Raw genomic sequence first — 17,026 nt, forward strand, 5'->3', positions numbered from 1 at the left:
GCACACCATCTGGCGCACCCTGGCGAACCCTGGCGAATAGTCGCTCAGCAACTGACAGAGGGTTACTGTCAACTCAGCCGAGAACCTGGGGGCTTGACGTGAACGGACAACCCAACACCCGCCTTTCGGACCTGTTCGGCCTGGCCGGCTGGTCCAAGGGTGAGCTCGCGAGACTGGTGAACCGGCAGGCGGCGGCCATGGGCCACCCGCAGCTGGCCACCGACACCTCGCGGGTGCGGCGGTGGATCGACATGGGGGAGATCCCGCGCGATCCGGTGCCCCGGGTGCTGGCCGTCCTGTTCACCGAGCGTCTCGGCCGTGTCGTGACCATCGAGGATCTAGGTCTGGTCCGGCACGGGCGTCCAGGGAAGCGGCGCGGCGGCGGGAGTGTGGAGCACCCCGACGGCGTGCCGTGGGCGCCCGAGCGGACAGCCGCGGTCCTCACCGAATTCACGGGAATGGACCTCATGCTCAACCGACGCGGCTTGGTGGGCGCGGGCGCCGCGCTTGCCGCAGGCTCCGCACTCAGCAGCGCCATGCACGACTGGCTGCACACCGACCCGGCCCTCGTGGCCGACGCCCCCCGTATCAACGACCCATTGCACGCCGACCCCGCCGGGTTCGACCGCTACGAGGCCGCCCCCATCGGGTCACAGGAGATCGAGGAGCTGGAGCGCTCCGTCGAGGTGTTCCGCGCCTGGGACGCGGCCCGCGGCGGCGGGCTGCAGCGCAAGGCCGTGGTCGGCCAGCTCAACGAAGTGGGCGGCATGCTCAACTACCGCCACCCCGACCACCTCCAGCGCCGCCTGTGGGGCGTCGCCGCCAACCTCGCCGTCCTCGCGGGCTGGATGTCGCACGACGTCGGCCTGGAGCCCACGGCCCAAAAGTACTTCGTCATCGCGGCGCACGCGGCGCGCGAGGGCGGCGACCGTCCGCGCGCGGGGGAGGCCCTGTCGCGGGCCGCCCGCCAGATGGTGCACCTCGGCAAGCCGGACGACGCCCTGGACCTGATGAAGCTCGCCAAGTCGGGTGCGGGGGAGGAGGCCCTGCCCCGCACCCGGGCCATGCTGTACACCATCGAGGCCTGGGCGCAGGCGTCGATGGGGCGCGGTCAGGCGATGCGGCGCACGCTCGGGCTCGCCGAGGACCTCTTCGTCTCCGACAAGGGGGACGTACCGCCGCCGAGCTGGATGCAGATGTTCGACGAGGCGGATCTGCACGGCATGCAGGCCCTCGCCTACCGCACCCTCGCCGACCACGAACCGGCCGCGGCGACCATCGCGCAGCGGCACGCCAAGGCGGCCATCGAGCTGCGGGCCAAGGGCCACGACCGCTCCCAGATCTTCGACTACATCTCGCTGGCGTCGGCCTGCTTCATCGCCGACGACCCCGAACAGGCCGATCGGTACGCGCGGTTGGCGCTGGTGTCGATGAGCGCCAACTCCTCCCACCGCACCTGGGACCGGCTGCGCGAGATGTACCGCCTGACGGCGCACTACTCCGGATACCCGAAGATCCAGGACCTGCGCGAGGAGATCAAACTCGCGCTGCCGAAGGGGGGCAAGGGGGCGGGCAGGACGGCAAAGGCGTAACGCGCGCGGCGCTCTCAGCACCGGGCGATCAGCAGGCAGGCGTCGTTCTCGCGCGCGCCTGCGCCGAACTCCTCGACGAGGGTTTGCACACAGTCCTGTGCCGAGGATGCCTCGGTGAGGGAGGGGGCGAGGGAGAGCAGCAGGTCTGTCGTCGCGTCCCTGTCATGCCGCGGCACCAAGCCGTCGGTGTGCAGTAGCAACAGGTCCCCGGGCCGCAGTCGCTCTTCGGCCTGCTCGTACGCCGCTCCGCGGGCGGCGCCGAGGAGTACGCCGGCCGGTGGCGTCAGCGCGCGTCCCGTTCCGTCGCGGAAGAGCAGCGGGGCGGGGTGTCCGGCCTGCGCCCACGTGAGCAGGCGGGTGCCGGGGTCGTAGCGGCAGCAGATGGCGCTGCCGAGGGCGGGCTGGACCGTGGCGTCGATGAGGTCGTTGAGCCAGCCCATGAGGCGGCCGGGTGGGGCGCCCGCGACCGCCATGCCGCGCAGCGCGCCGAGCAGCATCGCCATGCCCGAGGTGACGGTGACGCCGTTGCCCGTGAGGTCGCCGACGCTCAACAGCGCCTGGCCGTCGGGCAGTTCCATGGCGTCGTACCAGTCGCCGCCGATGAGTGAGCCGATGGAGGAGGGGAGGTAGTGGGCGGCGAGGTCGAGCCGTGTGGGGCCGCCCCGCGCAAAGCGCAGGGCGCCGCGCCATGGCGGCAGGACCGCCTCCTGGAGTTCGACCGCCAGCCGGTGCTCGGTCTGCGCGATCTCGCGGCGGCGGCGCAGGGATTCCTGGGTCTCGCGCAGCACGCGCTGGCTGCGGCGCAGTTCGCTGACGTCCCGCAGGACCGCCCACATGGAGGCGGTGGAGCCGTCGGCGGCGAGGACGGGTTCGCCCATCATGTGCACCTGGCGCACGTCCCCGCCGGGGCGCACGATGCGGAACTCTCCGTCGATGGGCTTCCCGTCGACCAGGCAGTCCGTGACCATCGCGGTCAGCAGGGGCTGGTCGCCTGTGTGGACGAGGGAGGGCAGTTCGTCGAGGGAGAGCGGGGGGGCGGCCGGGTCGCGGCCGAGGATGTCGTACAGCTCGCAGGACCAGCTGGCCTCGTCGGTGAGGAGGTTCCACTCGGCGCTGCCCACCCGGCTCAGGAGCGAGTCCCGGTGCGGATCCGCGGACCGGGGTAAGGGCGGGGCCGCGGGCTCGCGTTCCGCCCGCGGCGGGCCGTCCCGCAGCTGGGCGAGATGGTCGTCGAGGTCGTCGAGCTGGTGCACGGCCAGGTCGCACAGGGCGCGCTGCCAGCGTCCCGCCGGGTCCCCGTGGTCGGCCACGGCGTCACGCCGGACGGCGTCGACGTCGCCGCGGAGCCGGCGCGTCTGCGAGATCAGCGACTCGACCGCGCCGCGCTCGGGCGGCTGACCCGCGGCGTGGTCCGCGAAGACATGGGACGGCATGGGTGCTCCGGTGAAGGTGCGGTGCGACCAACTTGACGGATGGTGGACCGCTAATGACTTTCGCACAGCGGGAGGGGGCTCGTAAGGGATTTGGCAACACCCGATGCGGTGTTGCTTGTGGCATATGCCTTTGTCCTGCGGGTGCGGACGGACGGGAGGTCGGTGAGGGGGTGGTGAGGGAGCGCCGAGGGGTCGGTGGGGGGTCGGTGAGGGGGCCGCCCGGCGGGCGGCGCGCTCGCGGTCGTCAGTGGGCGATGCCGTCGATCAGCTCGCGGGCGCCCTGGCGCAGCAGGGCGACGGCCACGGATGTGCCGAGTGTCGCCGGGTCGAGCGGGCCCGCCCACTCGTGCGCGTTCAGCACCGTCTTGCCGTCCGGGGTGAAGACGCAGGCGCGCAGCGAAAGATCACCGCCGCGCTCCGAACGCGCGTACCCGGCGATCGGAGAGTTGCAGTGGCCCTGCAGCACGTGCAGGAACATGCGCTCGGCGGTCGCCTCCCGCCAGGCGTCCGTGTCGCCGAGCCCCGACACCGCGTCGATGGTGGTGGTGTCCTCCTCGCGGCACTGGAGGGCGAGGATCCCCGCCCCGATCGGCGGGCACATCGTCTCCACCGAAAGGACCTCGCTGGCCAGGTCGGTGCGGCCGATGCGCTCCAGGCCGGACTGGGCGAGCAGCAGCGCGTCGGCGTCGCCCGCGGCGAGCTTCTCCAGGCGGCGGCCCGCGTTGCCGCGCATCGGGACGCACTCCAACTCGGGGTGCGATGCGGCCAGTTGGGCGCGGCGGCGCACCGAGGACGTGCCGATACGGGTGCCCGCGGGCAGCTCGTCGAGGGTGAGTCCGCCGGGGTGGATGAGCGCGTCCCTGATGTCGTCCCGCTTGAGGAACGCGGCGAACGTCGTCCCCGCGGGCAGCGGCCGGTCCGCCGGTACGTCCTTGACGCAGTGCACCGCCAGATCCGCCTCACCGGCGAGCAGCGCGGCGTCGACCTCCTTGGTGAAGGCCCCCTTCCCGCCGAGCTGCGCCAGATCGCCCATCCAGCGGTCCCCGGAGGTCGTCACCGGCACGACCTCGGTACGGATGCCGGGGTGCAGTGCGCGCAGTTCGGTTCGGACGCGCTCCACCTGTGCCAGGGCCATGGGGGAGGAGCGGGAGACGATGCGGATCAGCTCAGGAACGGACATGCGCCCCACGATAAGGGCTCCCGGGCGGTGCCCAGGACTGCCGTCCAACCGATCAAAGGACTGTCCGTGCGGGCGAGTTGCCCACCCGGGAAGCCGTCCGCGCCCTCGGCACCCCCGTCCCCCGCACGCGCCTCGGCCCCCGCGTTCTCCCCCACGGCCCGCTCGGCATGCGCGACCACCTGCCGCCTCATAGCGTGAGGTGGATGAAGCCGCGGCCGAGCGCCGCACCCGCCCCCTGGGAGGCCCCATGTCCACCCCCGCCGCGCCCGGGAGCCCGGTGATCGAGCTGGCGCCGATGACGGCCACCCATCTGGCCGATGTGCTCGCGCTGGGCCGAAAGGTCTACGACACCTCCGTGAAGCCCTACACGTCCTGGTCGCTCTCGGCGATCGCGGGCCACCTGGACAGCGAGGCGTCCGCGTGCTGGGTGGCGCTGGACGGAGAGCGGCTCGCCGGGTTCGTACTCGGCTCGATGGGCTTCGACCAGCGCGCCGACTGGGGCAACCTGGAGTGGATCGCGAGTGCCCCCGAGTACCAGGGGCAGGGCATCGCGAGCCGACTGGTGAAGGCCTGCTGCGCGACGCTCACCGAAGCGGGCGCCAGCGCCGTGGTGACCGATGTGGAGTCCCGCAACACCGCGTCGGCCGCGCTGATGCGGAGCAACGGCTTCGAGGCGAGCGTCTCGGTGACCCTGTTCGTACGCGAGACGCCCCGGCAGCGGTGACCTCGCGCGGTCGGCCGGCGCACCCTCGTGCCCCGCGCGGTCGGGCGGCGCGCCGGTCTGGCCGCGCCGCCCGACGGCGGTCACTAGATCCCGTTGGCGAAGCGCTTGAACGCGGCCTTCGTCCCCCGTCCGGCGTCCCCGTCGATCGCGCCGGTGTAGCCCCAGCTGTGCTTCAGGAGCCGCTGCAGCGCCTTGATGGTGTTGGGGCCGGGGGCACCGTCGATCCTGCCGGTGTAGCCCCAGTTCGCCTTCAGGCAGCGCTGGAACGCCTTCCAGCTGTTGGTGCCCAGCTTTCCGTCGATCGAGCCGGTGTAACCCCAGTACGTCTTCAGCCAGCGCTGGACCTTCTTCGCCTCGGCGGTGCTCAGGCCCAGGTTGTTCACCGCGGCCGGGGTGACCGCCTCGGCGCTGACCGCGGGCTTGGCGGGCGTCTCGCTCGCCGCGAAACTGGTGCCCGCGGCCGCCAGGGTCCCGGCGGTGAGCCCGACGACGGCGGTGGCGCTGATGAGCGCCCTCGTCACGATGTTCGAACGCATTATTCCCCCTTTGGGTCGTGCTTCGGGTCGTGGGGCGGCACCTGTCGCGGCCCGCGCCCCTCTCGGCGCGCGTGCCGGTACTTCGGTCGTGTCGATCCCGCCCACTCTCGGTTGTCGTGCGCCGAAGCGGCCCGGGCCCGGTGGACCCGGCCCGCCCCGGCGCACGGTCAGAAGCTACTTCCCGGCGAATTCGCCTTCGTCAACCCGGGAGTTGAGGTTTCGATCCACCAGTGGTTGACGGCCGTCTCCATCCAGTGGGGTAGCGCCGCGGGATGTACAACTTCCGCGGTACTCCTCGTGCCGGGCCGCGCCGTCCGCCGCGACCAGCAGCGCGCTCACCCGCTCCCGTGCGCGCGCCACCCGCGAGCGCACCGTCCCTACCGGGCAGCCGACGGCGGCTGCCGCCTCCGCGTACGGCAGCCCGGCGAGCTGGGTCAGCACGAACGCCTCGCGGCGCGGCGCGTCGAGCGCCTGGAGGAGGTCGAGCAGGGCCACGCCCTCCTCGAACCCGGGCAGGCCCCGCGGCTGCGCGCGCTCCGCGGCCGCCTGCCAGTCCGAGGTGTCGAAGATGCGGGGCCGGGCCGCCGCCGTGCGGAAGCGGTCGGCGACGGTCCGGCGCGCGATGGCGAGCAGCCAGGTGCGGGCGCAGGAGCGGGCCGCGTAGCCGCGCAGCGCGGTCAGGGCGCGCAGATACGTTTCCTGGGTCAGGTCGTCGTCCCGGGTCCGGTCAGGGTCGCGCCCGGGGCGAAAAAGGGCAGGAGTCATCGCAAGAGGTCCTTCGGTGCAGAGAGTTCTGAGAGCGGCGCGAACGCCGAAGATCCGCCCGGCACCAAGGGGGTGCGGGCGGTGTCAGGAACTGGCCGGAAGGACCGGCGGACCTCTGCGCGAGACGGCGTACTGGAGCAGGACCCCGCGCAGCCGTGGCACGGGCACGAGCGCGCCGACGTGCGGCGGCGCGGGGGGCAGGGCGGCGACCAGGACCGTGAGGACGAGCCGCAGCGGCACGAAGAGGGCCGCGGCGAGCGCGCGTCCGGTGCGGAACGCGGCGGCCTCGCCCCGCCACAGCCACAGGGCGCAGATCAGCGCGGCGACGAGGTGGGCGAGGAACATCCCCGTGCCGCTGTGCCCGAAGACGGACATCACCCAGTGGGACGCGCCCTCGTCCGGCATGGCAGCCGCGGCGTGGCCGCCCGGGGAGCCGGCGGACGACGGCGTCGGCATCGGCATCGGCATCGGATGGTTCATGTGGTTCATGCCGTCCATGCCGCCACCGGCCCGGACCGTCGGCGGACTCATCCGCTGCGCCACGCCGAACAGCTCGTGCAGGGCCAGCTGCGCCACGACCGTGGCGCCGATGACCGTCGGCGCGCCGCGCTCGCGCCCCGTGAGCCACCAGGCGGCGGCCGACGTGGCGGCGAACGCGTAGCCCACCGCCCACCAGGGCAGCGACGCCCCGGACATGAACGCGTGACCGAAGGCCGTCGTCACCACGCACACGGCCGCGAACACGGCGGCTCGTGCGAGGCGGAACGCGGGCCCTGACGTCATGGGGAGCATCGTGCCAGGCGGCGGGGCGTCCGCGGGGGCCGAGTCCCGTACTCGCCCGAAGTGCACCACGCCGCCCCAGATCGGCAAGGCCTGATCGATGTGACGAACACAGAACGTAAACCCCTTGACGCATTACGTGCCCACGGAAAACGATCTTCCCAGCGGTCGGCATTGCCGAACCGCGTTCGTACGTCGTCGACGCCACGCGTCGTCGGCCTCGCTGAACGATGGGATCTCTCATGCATCTGCGCCCTCTGCATCCCCTGCGTCCTCTGCGCCACGCCGTCCGGTCCGCGATGACCGCCGCGGCCGCCCTCGCCCTCGGAGTCGCGGGCTTCGCCGTCCCCGCCTCGGCCTCCCCGGCCACCGCCGCGCCCGCCTCGCTCCTGGACATACCGCCCCGGGGCGCGAACGACTGGTCGTGCAAGCCGGATTCGGCGCACCCGGAACCGGTCGTGCTGGTCAACGGCACGTTCAAGCTGATGGCGGAGAACTGGGCCACCCTCTCGCCGAAGCTGAAGAGAGCCGGCTACTGCGTCTTCGCGTTCAACTACGGCAACATGGCGACCGACCCGGTCCCCGGCTCCGCCGCCGAGCTGAAGGACTTCGTCGAGGCGGTGCGGGGCGCGACCGGCGCCGCCAAGGTCGATCTCGTCGGCCACAGCCAGGGCGGCATGATGCCCCGCTACTACGTGAAGTTCCTCGGCGGGGCGGACAAGGTGGACGACCTGATCGGCATCGTGCCGTCCAACCACGGCACGGCCAACCCACTGGCCAAGCCTCTCGGCGTCACCGTCTGCCCGGCCTGCGCCGACCAGATCACGGGCTCCGACCTGCTGACGAAGCTCAACGACGGCACGGAGACCCCGGCGGGCCCCGATTACACCGTCGTCACCACGCGCTACGACGAGGTCGTGATCCCGTACACGAGCGCCCTGCTGAGCGGCCCGAAGGAGCACGTCACCAACGTCGTCCTCCAGGACCGCTGCCCGCTCGACCTGTTCATGCACGACCAGTCGACCAAGGATCCGGTCGTCGCCCAGTGGGTGCTGAACGCCTTGGACCGCAAGGGCCCGGCCGACGCGGACTTCCGGCCCAGATGCATCGGCTGACCAGCGTCCCGCGTGGCCGCTCCTAGGCGCCAGCGCCTAGGAGCGGTCGCCCACGTCCTGGCCGTCCAGGGACTCGACCGCCTCCCGGGGCCCCGGCAGCCGCGCGGCCCCGGCGGCGGTCTTTCGGCGCCTGGCGAGGAGACCGCCCACGAGACCCGCGACGGGCTGTGTGTAACGGGCGGTCAGCGGGCCCACGATCACCAGGATCAGGACGTACGCCGTGGCCAGCGGTCCGAGCGACGGCTCGATCCCGGCGGCGACCGCGAGGCCCGCGATGACGATGGAGAACTCGCCCCGCGCCACCAGCGCGCCGCCCGCCCGCCAGCGGCCCTTGACGGAGACACCGGCACGGCCGGCCGCCCAGTACCCCGTGGCGATCTTCGTCAGGGCCGTCACGACGGCGAGCGCGAGCGCAGGGAGCAGCACGGGCGGGATGCTCGCCGGATCGGTGTGCAGCCCGAAGAAGACGAAGAAGACGGCCGCGAAGAGATCCCGCAGCGGCGCGAGCAGTGCGTGGGCGCCCTCGGCGACCTCGCCGGACAGCGCGATGCCGACCAGGAACGCGCCGACGGCGGCAGACACCTGGAGTTGCTGCGCGATTCCCGCGACCAGGATGGTCAGGCCGAGGACCACGAGGAGGAGCTTCTCCGGGTCGTCGCTGGAGACGAAGCGGGAGATGACCCGCCCGTAGCGCACCGCGAGGAAGAGGACGAGCCCGGCCGCGCCGAGCGCGATGGCGAGCGTGAGGCTGCCCGCGGCCCAGCCGACGCCCGCGAGCAGCGCGGTGATGATGGGCAGATAGACGGCCATCGCCAGGTCTTCGAGGACGAGGATGCTCAAGATGACCGGTGTCTCGCGGTTGCCGAGCCGTCCGAGGTCCCCGAGGACCTTGGCGATGACGCCGGACGAGGAGATCCAGGTGACACCGGCGAGCACCACGGCGGCGACCGGACCCCACCCCATGAGCAGCGCGGCGACGGCGCCGGGCACGGCGTTCAGGGTGCAGTCGACGAGGCCGGCCGGGTACTGCGTCTTGAGGTTGCTGACGAGGTCGGTGGCCGTGTATTCGAGCCCGAGCATCAGCAGCAGCAGGATGACGCCGATCTCGGCGCCGATGGCGACGAACTCCTCGCTCGCGCCGAGCGGCAGCAGCCCGCCCTCGCCGAAGGCGAGCCCCGCCAGGAGGTAGAGCGGGATCGGCGAGAACTGGAAGCGGCCCGCGAACCGGCCGAGCAGGCCGAGCGCCAGGATGATCGCGCCGAACTCGATGAGGAAGACAGCGGAGTGCACGCGCTCACTCCCGACCGAGTATGGTCGCCGCGCTCTCCACGCCTTCGCGCGTGCCGATCACGATGAGGGTGTCACCGCCCGCGAGCCGGAAGTCGGGCGCGGGCGACGGAATGGCGTCGGCCCGCCGCAGGACCGCCACGATCGAGACGCCGGTCTCGGTCCGCGTCCGGGTCTCGCCGAGGAGCCGCCCGTTCCAGTGCGAGGTGGCGGAGAGCAGCACCCGCTCGGCGACCAGGCCCAGATCCGTGGTGTGCAGCAGGTTCGGGCTGTGGTGCGAGGGCATCAGCGCGTCGATCAGCGCTTCCGCCTCACCAGAACTCAGCCGCAGCGAAAGCGCGCACTCGTCCGGATCGTCGGAACGGTACGCGCTCAGCGTCCGCGCCCCGTCCCGGTGCGCGACCACCGACAGGCGCCGCTGTTCTCGGGTCGTCAGGTCGTACCGGATGCCGATGCCTGGGAGCGGCGTACGGCTGAGACGTGAGGCGGGCACAGCTTTCCCCTTGCGCGATAGGTGATCATCTCTGGGTGTCACCCTATCGGGGCCAAGTATTGGCAAAATTACAGGGACGGAACGGGGCCAGGCGGACAGGACGGGACCAGGCGGACGGGACGGGATTACGCGGATGAGTCCGGCCGGGCTCCGGCCAGCACCGTCTCGACGGAGTCCGCCTGCTCGGGCGGCTTGTCCTCGCGGTAGCGCAGGACGCGGGCGAAGCGCAGGGTGACGCCCGCCGGGTAGCGGGTGGAGCGTTGCAGGCCGTCGTAGGCGATCTCCACGACGAGTTCGGGGCGCACCTTTACGACGTGGCCGTTGTCGCTGACCGCCAGCTCCTGGAGGCGCTCGGTCTGCCAGGCGAGCATCGCGTCCGTCATGCCCTTGAACGTCTTGCCCAGCATCGCGTACGTCCCGTCGGGCCGCCGCGCGCCCAGATGGAGGTTGGAGAGCTTGCCCGTGCGGCGCCCGTGGCCCCACTCGGCGGCGAGCACCACCAGGTCGAGGGTGTGCACCGGCTTCACCTTCAGCCAGGAGGCGCCCCGGCGGCCCGCGTTGTACGGGGCGTCGAGCGATTTCAGCACGACCCCCTCGTGACCGCGCCCCAGCGTCGCCTCGAAGAACTCCTGCGCCTCGCCGCGCCGCCGCTCGTCCGCGGGGTCGCCCACCACCGTGCGCCGCACCCGCATCGGCTCGGGCACCAGGGCGGCCAGTTCCGCGTGGCGCTCGGCGAACGGCAGGGCGAGCAGGTCCCGCCCCGCCACGGACAGGGCGTCGAAGAAGACGGGGGACAGGGGCAGCCCGGCCGCAGCCGCCTCGACGTCCACGCGCGAACCGACGCGCCCCGCGATGTCCTGGAACGGCCGTGGACGCCCCTCGCCGTCCAGGGCGATGACCTCACCGTCCAGGATGAAGTTCTCCCCCCGCAGCTCGCGCGCGGCGGCCGTCAGTTCGGGCAGCCGGTCGGTGATGTCGTCCAGGGTGCGGGTGTAGACGCGTACGTCGTCCGCGCTGCGGTGGACCTGCACCCGGATGCCGTCCAGCTTCTCCTCGACCGCGCAGGCGCCAAGCTTGTCGATGCCCTCGGCGACCGACGTGGCGCCGTGCGCCAGCATGGGCAGGATGGGGCGCCCCACCGTCAGCCGGAACTCGTCCAGCGCCTCCGGGCCGCGCGCCAGCAGCGCCTGCGCGACCGGGCTCACGGCACCCGCGAGCATCACCGAGCGCCGCACGGCGTCCACCGGGGTCTGCGTGGCCACCGCCAGGCCCTCGACGGCGACCGCGTCCAGGGCGCCCTGGCGGACCTCGCCCGTGAGCAGCCCGACCAGGAACCGCTGCTCGTCCGCGGTGGCGGCCCTCATCAACTCACCCACCAAGCGCCTGCGTTCGGCCTGCGAACCGGAACCGGAGACCGCGCCGATCGCGGTGAGCGCCTCGTCCACGCCGCGCACCGTCAGGCTCGGCTCGTCGGCGGGCGGCCCCGCGTCCCTGAGCGTGCTCCACCCGATGCCGAGCCGCCCCTGGGGCAGCCGCCCCGCCAGATAGGGGATGACAACCGGAACGTCCTGGGGCTCCGCCGCCCGGAACAACTCGGCGAGCAGGGCGATCTTCCGGGACCGCGCGGAGGTGGCGGCCACTTCCTTGGACACGTGTGCGAGCCGGGCGAGCAGCATGGGCCCATCCTGCAACGGGCCGGGGCGCGCCGCACGGCCGAGCGGGCGGGGCGGGACCGCTGTTGTTCCTGGATGACACGTGTGTACTCCGCTGTGGCGGGCACACGGAGGGTCACACGGCCCCCGCACATGCCGGAGGAGCGTGCGGCTCAGGCGGGGCGAGTGACACAGGTCACATGGATCTCTTGGCGTGTTGCCGTAATGCCACCCCTCCAAACGGGGTCGTAAGGGCACAGGGGTTCCGCGAGCGGACCCCGAGGACTGGAAAAACGCAGAAGTGGAGCTCGATCATGGCCGTCACCCTCCAGCAGCCCACCCGCGCGCGCCTCATCGCCCCGGACGGACATGAGTACGCCCTCCCCGTCGTCCTGCGCTACTCGGCCGAGGACCCCCTCGCGGTCCAGATCACGTTCCCCTCCGAGGCCTCCCTCGACGGCATGGAGGTCACCTGGATCTTCGCCCGCCAGCTCCTGGAAGACGGGCTCAGCGCTCCGGCGGGCGGCGGTGACGTGCATATCTGGCCGTGCGGCCGGGCGCGCACGGTGATGGAGTTCCACTCGCTCGAAGGGCTGGCGCTCGTGCAGTTCGACGACCTCGCCCTGCGCCGCTTCCTGGCACAGTCCTACGCCGTGGTGCCCGCGGGAGGCGAGGAACCGAGCCTCGATCTCGACCAGGACCTGACGCGCCTGCTCGGCGGCGTCTGACGGATCGCCGGGGGCCGCCGACGGCTACGCGTCCCCGCCGTACAGCGCGGGCCGCCCGGCCTGCTCGACCGTGACGCGCCCCGCCCACCGCGTCGCCGATCCGCCGCACGTGGTCGGCGCCCATGTGACCGGCGCCGAGCACGGCCACCCCCAGCGGTCCGCTCACCCGACGGCCCCCTCGCGTCCGCTCACTCGACGAACCTCCCTCGCGCGTTCCTGCGTCGCGCCACCGTAACCGCCCGCCGCCGCAGCGCCACGACCACGCCCGCGAGCACGACCAGCGAGCCCGCCACCACCATCAGCACCGCCGGCCAGTCGGAGTCCTCCGGCTCCAGGGCCAGGGCGCCGGCCTGCGCGGCGACGTGCGCGGGCCCCGATGCGGTGCGCGGCGCCGTCGGCGGCGGCAGCAGCGAACCCACGGGCCGCACCTTCCCGGCCGCGGCGAACCCCCAGTCGAGCAGGGACCGCGCCTCCTCGTACACGGCGCGCGCACCGCCCCGCTGCGGGTTCATCACCGTCACCACGAGGGTGCGCCCGCCGCGCTGGGCCGCGCTGATCAGCGTGGAGCCGGCGTGGCTGGTGTAGCCGTTCTTGATGCCGAGCAGGCCCGGGTAGGGCGCGACGCCGCCGGCGCCGGTCAGCAGCCGGTTGGTGTTCTGGATGGGGTACGACCAGCCGCCCGCCGGGAACCGGGCCACGGGCGTCGAGCAGTAGCGGGCGAACTGCGGGTCGGCGAGGCCCGCCCTGCCGAAGACCGCCAGGTCGTACGCCGACGAGACCTGCCCCGCCGCGTCGTAACCGTCCGGCGAGACCACGTGGGTGTCCCGGGCGCCCAGCTCCCGGGCCTTGGCGCGCATCTGCTCAACGGTCCTGTGCAGGCCGCCGTTGAGCCCCGCGAGGACGTGCACGGCGTCGTTGCCGGAGCTGAGGAAGACCCCGCGCCACAGGTCGGCGACGCGGTAGGCGCGGCCGGGCGAGACGCCCACCAGGCTGCTGCCGTCGCCGACCTGGTCCAAGTCGTGCTCGGTGACGACGTGCCGGCGCTCCGCGTCGAGGCGCGGGAGCGCGGTCAGGGCGAACAGGGACTTGAGCGTGGAGGCGGGCGGCAGCGGCCGGTGCGCGTTCTTGGCGGCGAGCACCTCGCCCGTACGGGCGTCGGCCACCACCCACGCGAGCGCGGAGACGCCACCGGGCAGCCCCGGCGCGTTCGGCCCCGGGCGGACCTGCACGCCCGGCCGGTCGAGGAGGACGGAGGTGTACGCGGGCAGCGGCCGCGGCGGCGCGGGCTCGGCCGGGACGTCGGTCGCCGAGACCGGTGTGGAAAGGACGACCAGAGCCCCGAGCGCGAGCGCCGCGGTGCGTACGGAGGAGGAGCGCGAAAGGTACCTGATGGCCATTCAGCCACCGTAGGAGCGCGGCCCCGAGTCCGCAGATCGGCTTGGCCCGCCTGGAGGTATCACTCCGTCACTTCGCTTGCGGAGCAGGGCCGCTGTCGCAGCGAGGGCCGCCGGAGGCCGGCAGGTCAGGCGGGGAGGTTCTCCTCGATGGCGGCGATGACCTCGGGCGCGTCCGGCTCGATACGCGGGCCGAACCGGGCGACGACCTCACCCGAGCCGTTGACCAGGAACTTCTCGAAGTTCCAGCGGATGTCGCCGGTGTGCCCCTCGGCGTCCGCCGTGTCGACGAGGCGCGCGTACAGCGGGTGCCGGTGCTCGCCGTTGACATCGACCTTCTCCGTCATCGGGAAGGTCACCCCGTACGTCGCCGAGCAGAACTCGGCGATCTCCTCGGAGGTGCCGGGCTCCTGGCCCATGAACTGGTTGCAGGGCACGCCGAGCACGCTGAAGCCGCGCGGCCCGTACTGCTCGTGGAGCCGCTCCAGGCCCGCGTACTGCGGGGTGAGGCCGCACTTGGAGGCGACGTTGACGACGAGGACGGTCTTGCCCTCGAACTGGCGCAGGTCGGCCGAGCCGCCGCGCAGGGCGCCGATTTCTTCTTCGTAGACAGACATAGTGACCGAGCCTACGCCCGCCCCGGAACCCGCAGTGCAGGGCCCTCGCGGTGCAGGCGGCCCCGGGCGACCAGTTCCAAGGTGAGGGCCACGGCCAGCGCCTGGACGGCCATCAGGGCGATCAGGACGAAGAGCTGCACGGCGCCCGCGAGCACCGGGGGCGCGCCGCCCAGGAGCATGCCGACGAAGGCGCCGGGGAGGGTGACGAGGCCGACCGTGCGGGTCTGGTCGAGGCCGGGCAGCAGGGCGTCCGACGCGGCCGGGCGGATCAGCTCCAGGCGGGCGTCGCGGTCGGCGAGGCCGAGGGCGAGGCCCGCCTCGAACTCGCCGTGCCGGGTGCGCAGTTCATCGAGGGAGCGGCGCCCGGCGAGCACCGTCGCCGTCAGCGCGCCCCCGATGAGGATGCCTGTCACGGGGATCATGGCGATGCCCCGCACCGGAAGCAGCCCGGTCAGCGTCAGACCGGCCACGACCGGCACGACCGGGCCCGCGATCGGCAGCCCCGCCCGCCACCACGTGCCGTTCGGGGTGATGCGCCGCCCGGCGGTCCGCGTGGCCACGGCGAACATCAGCAGCAGGAACGCGAAGAGCGCCGCCGTGTGGTGCACCACCCAGCCGATCGCGAGGGAGACCGCGGCCAGTTGGACCGTGGCGCGCGCCCCCGCGACCACGATCTCGCGGGCCCTGCCGCGCGAACCGTCGGGGGCGAGCCGGAAGACGGCCGCCGTCGCCGCCGCGAGGAGCAGCAGCACGAGCAGGGCCACGGCGAGCGCCGTATTGACCGGCAGGAGGGCCTGGGCAGCGAGATCACGCACGCGCTCACCCTAGGCCGCGCGGGTGCCGGGCGCGTTGCGGTGCCGCCCGGGACATGCGGCGGGTGACCTGTAACGATGGGGCGGGAACGGGAAAGACGCGGAGAGAGAGAAGGGCTGTAGTCATGGCGCAGCAGGTGCAGGGCGTGATCGCCCGCGCGAAGGGCGAGCCGGTGCGGATCGAGACGATCACCGTCCCGGACCCGGGCCCGGGGGAGGCCGTGGTGAAGGTCCAGGCGTGCGGGGTCTGCCACACCGACCTGCACTACCGCGAGGGCGGCATCAACGACGACTTCCCCTTCCTGCTCGGGCACGAGGCGGCGGGCGTCGTCCAATCCGTCGGCGAGGGCGTCACCGAGGTCGCGCCCGGCGACTTCGTCATCCTCAACTGGCGTGCCGTGTGCGGCCAGTGCCGCGCCTGTCTGCGCGGCCGCCCCCAGTACTGCTTCGACACGCACAACGCGAAGCAGAAGATGACCCTGGCCGACGGCACCGAGCTGTCGCCCGCACTCGGCATCGGTGCTTTCGCGGAGAAGACCCTCGTCGCCGCCGGGCAGTGCACGAAGGTCGACCCGGAGGCGTCGCCCGCCGCGGCCGGCCTCCTCGGCTGCGGAGTGATGGCGGGGATCGGCGCCGCCATCAACACCGGCGAGGTCGGCCGCGGCGACTCGGTCGCCGTCATCGGCTGCGGCGGAGTCGGCAACGCCGCCGTCGTGGGCGCCCGCCTCGCCGGAGCGGCGAAGATCATCGCTGTGGACATCGACGACAAGAAGCTGCGGACGGCCGAGGGCCTCGGCGCCACCCACACCGTCAACTCCCGCACCACCGACCCCGTCGAGGCCGTGCGCGAGCTGACCGGTGGCAACGGCGCCGATGTCGTCATCGAGGCGGTCGGCCGCCCGGAGACGTACGAGCAGGCCTTCTACGCCCGCGACCTGGCGGGCACGGTCGTCCTGGTCGGGGTCCCGACCCCGGAGATGAGGATCGAGCTGCCGCTGCTCGACGTCTTCGGCCGCGGTGGCGCGCTGAAGTCGAGCTGGTACGGGGACTGCCTGCCCTCGCGCGACTTCCCGATGCTCATCGACCTCTACCGCCAGGGCCGCCTGGACCTGGACGCGTTCGTCACGGAGACCATCGCTCTGGAGGACGTGGAGAAGGCCTTCGAGCGGATGCACCACGGCGACGTCCTGCGTTCGGTGGTGATGTTCTGATGGCGGCCGAGTCCCAGGAGCACGCCTCCGGCGCGCGCGTCGACCACCTCGTCACCTCCGGGACCTTCTCCCTGGACGGCGGCACCTGGGAGGTCGACAACAACGTATGGATCGTCGGCGACGACAGCGAGTGCGTCGTCATCGACGCCGCGCATGACGCGGACGCCATCGCGGAGGCGGTGGGGGAGCGGCGCCTCGTCGCGATCGTCTGCACCCACGCGCACGACGACCACATCGACGCGGCCCCCGCGCTGGCCGCCCGCACCGGCGCGCCGATCCTGCTGCACCCCGCCGACCTGGAGCTGTGGAAGCGGACGCATCCCGACCGCGCCCCGGACGGCGAGCTGGCCGACGGGCAGGAAATGACCGTCGCGGGCACGGTCCTGCGGGTGTTGCACACGCCGGGCCACTGCCACGGCGCGGTCAGCCTCCACGCCCCGTCCCTCGGCACCGTCTTCACCGGCGACACGCTCTTCGCGGGCGGGCCGGGCGCCACGGGCCGCTCCTTCAGCGACTTCCCGACGATCGTCGCGTCGATCAGGGAGCGGCTGCTGACGCTGCCGCCCGAGACGGTGGTGCGCACCGGGCACGGCGACAGCACGACGGTCGGCGCGGAGGCACCGCACCTGGAGGAGTGGATCGCCCGAGGCCACTGACAGCTCGGCTTGGGTACGGCCCCGCGTGGTTCGCCACGCGGGGCCGTACGC

17 protein-coding genes are annotated in these 17,026 nt (G+C 72.8%); 6 read left to right on the forward strand and 11 right to left on the reverse strand.

Going from position 1 to position 17,026, the window contains the following annotated elements; translation table 11 throughout:
- Positions 1 to 98: 98 nt before the first annotated feature.
- Complete coding sequence (locus tag DMA15_RS35125) at positions 99 to 1,592, forward strand: hypothetical protein (protein WP_125516704.1); 1,494 nt, start codon at positions 99 to 101, stop codon at positions 1,590 to 1,592.
- 14 nt (positions 1,593 to 1,606) lie between these two features.
- Here the strand turns inward: DMA15_RS35125 and DMA15_RS35130 are convergent, their stop codons facing one another.
- Both DMA15_RS35130 and hemC read right to left on the reverse strand, forming a co-directional pair.
- Entirely contained in the window at positions 1,607 to 3,025 is a 1,419-nt protein-coding gene (locus DMA15_RS35130; RefSeq protein ID WP_125516705.1) for a PP2C family protein-serine/threonine phosphatase, read from the reverse strand.
- Positions 3,026 to 3,269: 244 nt separating this feature from the next.
- Positions 3,270 to 4,205: a hydroxymethylbilane synthase gene (hemC, locus tag DMA15_RS35135; protein WP_125516707.1), complete on the reverse strand. Its 936-nt coding sequence runs from the start codon at positions 4,203 to 4,205 to the stop codon at positions 3,270 to 3,272.
- A gap of 247 nt (positions 4,206 to 4,452) precedes the next feature.
- Between hemC and DMA15_RS35140 the strand changes: the two genes are divergently transcribed.
- Positions 4,453 to 4,929, forward strand: a complete 477-nt coding sequence (locus DMA15_RS35140) for a GNAT family N-acetyltransferase (protein ID WP_206302898.1) — start codon at positions 4,453 to 4,455, stop codon at positions 4,927 to 4,929.
- Between the two features lie 83 nt (positions 4,930 to 5,012).
- Here DMA15_RS35140 and DMA15_RS35145 read toward each other — a convergent pair whose 3' ends face one another.
- The 3 genes from DMA15_RS35145 to DMA15_RS35155 all read right to left on the reverse strand — a co-directional run bounded on the left by DMA15_RS35145 (position 5,013) and on the right by DMA15_RS35155 (position 7,013).
- Positions 5,013 to 5,465, reverse strand: a complete 453-nt coding sequence (locus tag DMA15_RS35145; protein WP_125516709.1) for a peptidoglycan-binding protein — start codon at positions 5,463 to 5,465, stop codon at positions 5,013 to 5,015.
- A 174-nt stretch (positions 5,466 to 5,639) separates the two neighbouring features.
- Complete coding sequence (locus DMA15_RS35150) at positions 5,640 to 6,230, reverse strand: sigma-70 family RNA polymerase sigma factor (protein ID WP_125516711.1); 591 nt, start codon at positions 6,228 to 6,230, stop codon at positions 5,640 to 5,642.
- 84 nt (positions 6,231 to 6,314) lie between these two features.
- Entirely contained in the window at positions 6,315 to 7,013 is a 699-nt protein-coding gene (locus DMA15_RS35155; protein WP_125516713.1) for a hypothetical protein, read from the reverse strand.
- 239 nt (positions 7,014 to 7,252) lie between these two features.
- On the opposite strand from DMA15_RS35155, the gene DMA15_RS35160 reads away from it, so the two are divergent.
- The gene (locus DMA15_RS35160; RefSeq protein WP_125516715.1) at positions 7,253 to 8,125 is read left to right on the forward strand and encodes an alpha/beta fold hydrolase; all 873 of its coding nucleotides are present in this window, start codon (positions 7,253 to 7,255) and stop codon (positions 8,123 to 8,125) included.
- A gap of 36 nt (positions 8,126 to 8,161) precedes the next feature.
- On the opposite strand, the gene DMA15_RS35165 is transcribed toward DMA15_RS35160, so the two are convergent.
- The 3 genes from DMA15_RS35165 to DMA15_RS35175 all read right to left on the reverse strand — a co-directional run bounded on the left by DMA15_RS35165 (position 8,162) and on the right by DMA15_RS35175 (position 11,581).
- On the reverse strand, positions 8,162 to 9,415 hold the full coding sequence (locus tag DMA15_RS35165; protein WP_240660104.1) for a cation:proton antiporter: 1,254 nt from the start codon (positions 9,413 to 9,415) through the stop codon (positions 8,162 to 8,164).
- Between the two features lie 4 nt (positions 9,416 to 9,419).
- The gene (locus tag DMA15_RS35170; protein ID WP_125516717.1) at positions 9,420 to 9,905 is read right to left on the reverse strand and encodes a TrkA C-terminal domain-containing protein; all 486 of its coding nucleotides are present in this window, start codon (positions 9,903 to 9,905) and stop codon (positions 9,420 to 9,422) included.
- 125 nt (positions 9,906 to 10,030) lie between these two features.
- Positions 10,031 to 11,581 carry an ATP-dependent DNA ligase gene (locus DMA15_RS35175; protein ID WP_125516719.1) on the reverse strand — a complete coding sequence of 517 codons (1,551 nt, stop codon included), beginning with the start codon at positions 11,579 to 11,581 and terminating at the stop codon, positions 10,031 to 10,033.
- A 290-nt stretch (positions 11,582 to 11,871) separates the two neighbouring features.
- Between DMA15_RS35175 and DMA15_RS35180 the strand changes: the two genes are divergently transcribed.
- The gene (locus DMA15_RS35180) at positions 11,872 to 12,285 is read left to right on the forward strand and encodes an SsgA family sporulation/cell division regulator (RefSeq protein WP_125516720.1); all 414 of its coding nucleotides are present in this window, start codon (positions 11,872 to 11,874) and stop codon (positions 12,283 to 12,285) included.
- Between the two features lie 188 nt (positions 12,286 to 12,473).
- Here DMA15_RS35180 and DMA15_RS35185 read toward each other — a convergent pair whose 3' ends face one another.
- The 3 genes from DMA15_RS35185 to DMA15_RS35195 form a co-directional block, all read right to left on the reverse strand.
- Positions 12,474 to 13,682 carry a serine hydrolase gene (locus DMA15_RS35185; protein ID WP_125516722.1) on the reverse strand — a complete coding sequence of 403 codons (1,209 nt, stop codon included), beginning with the start codon at positions 13,680 to 13,682 and terminating at the stop codon, positions 12,474 to 12,476.
- A 125-nt stretch (positions 13,683 to 13,807) separates the two neighbouring features.
- Positions 13,808 to 14,296, reverse strand: coding sequence for a glutathione peroxidase (locus tag DMA15_RS35190; protein WP_125516724.1), 489 nt, complete (start codon positions 14,294 to 14,296; stop codon positions 13,808 to 13,810).
- An 11-nt stretch (positions 14,297 to 14,307) separates the two neighbouring features.
- Positions 14,308 to 15,111: an ABC transporter permease gene (locus DMA15_RS35195; protein ID WP_125516726.1), complete on the reverse strand. Its 804-nt coding sequence runs from the start codon at positions 15,109 to 15,111 to the stop codon at positions 14,308 to 14,310.
- A 122-nt stretch (positions 15,112 to 15,233) separates the two neighbouring features.
- Between DMA15_RS35195 and DMA15_RS35200 the strand changes: the two genes are divergently transcribed.
- Positions 15,234 to 16,319, forward strand: a complete 1,086-nt coding sequence (locus tag DMA15_RS35200) for an S-(hydroxymethyl)mycothiol dehydrogenase (protein WP_125516728.1) — start codon at positions 15,234 to 15,236, stop codon at positions 16,317 to 16,319.
- Entirely contained in the window at positions 16,319 to 16,975 is a 657-nt protein-coding gene (locus DMA15_RS35205; protein ID WP_125516730.1) for an MBL fold metallo-hydrolase, read from the forward strand. Before DMA15_RS35200 ends, DMA15_RS35205 begins: the two co-directional genes overlap by 1 nt.
- The last annotated feature ends 51 nt before the right edge of the window (positions 16,976 to 17,026 follow it).

Source organism: Streptomyces sp. WAC 01529, assembly GCF_003945545.1.
Classification (GTDB): domain Bacteria; phylum Actinomycetota; class Actinomycetes; order Streptomycetales; family Streptomycetaceae; genus Streptomyces; species Streptomyces anatolicus.

Bases quoted from the DNA above. Each gene is read 5' to 3' on its own strand.
- DMA15_RS35130 (WP_125516705.1), bottom strand. From the start codon at position 3,025: ATGCCGTCCCATGTCTTCGCGGACCACGCCGCGGGTCAGCCGCCCGAG.
- hemC (WP_125516707.1), bottom strand. From the start codon at position 4,205: ATGTCCGTTCCTGAGCTGATCCGCATCGTCTCCCGCTCCTCCCCCATG.
- DMA15_RS35140 (WP_206302898.1), top strand. From the start codon at position 4,453: ATGTCCACCCCCGCCGCGCCCGGGAGCCCGGTGATCGAGCTGGCGCCG.
- DMA15_RS35145 (WP_125516709.1), bottom strand. From the start codon at position 5,465: ATGCGTTCGAACATCGTGACGAGGGCGCTCATCAGCGCCACCGCCGTC.
- DMA15_RS35150 (WP_125516711.1), bottom strand. From the start codon at position 6,230: ATGACTCCTGCCCTTTTTCGCCCCGGGCGCGACCCTGACCGGACCCGG.
- DMA15_RS35155 (WP_125516713.1), bottom strand. From the start codon at position 7,013: ATGACGTCAGGGCCCGCGTTCCGCCTCGCACGAGCCGCCGTGTTCGCG.
- DMA15_RS35160 (WP_125516715.1), top strand. From the start codon at position 7,253: ATGCATCTGCGCCCTCTGCATCCCCTGCGTCCTCTGCGCCACGCCGTC.
- DMA15_RS35175 (WP_125516719.1), bottom strand. From the start codon at position 11,581: ATGCTGCTCGCCCGGCTCGCACACGTGTCCAAGGAAGTGGCCGCCACC.
- DMA15_RS35180 (WP_125516720.1), top strand. From the start codon at position 11,872: ATGGCCGTCACCCTCCAGCAGCCCACCCGCGCGCGCCTCATCGCCCCG.
- DMA15_RS35185 (WP_125516722.1), bottom strand. From the start codon at position 13,682: ATGGCCATCAGGTACCTTTCGCGCTCCTCCTCCGTACGCACCGCGGCG.
- DMA15_RS35190 (WP_125516724.1), bottom strand. From the start codon at position 14,296: ATGTCTGTCTACGAAGAAGAAATCGGCGCCCTGCGCGGCGGCTCGGCC.
- DMA15_RS35200 (WP_125516728.1), top strand. From the start codon at position 15,234: ATGGCGCAGCAGGTGCAGGGCGTGATCGCCCGCGCGAAGGGCGAGCCG.
- DMA15_RS35205 (WP_125516730.1), top strand. From the start codon at position 16,319: ATGGCGGCCGAGTCCCAGGAGCACGCCTCCGGCGCGCGCGTCGACCAC.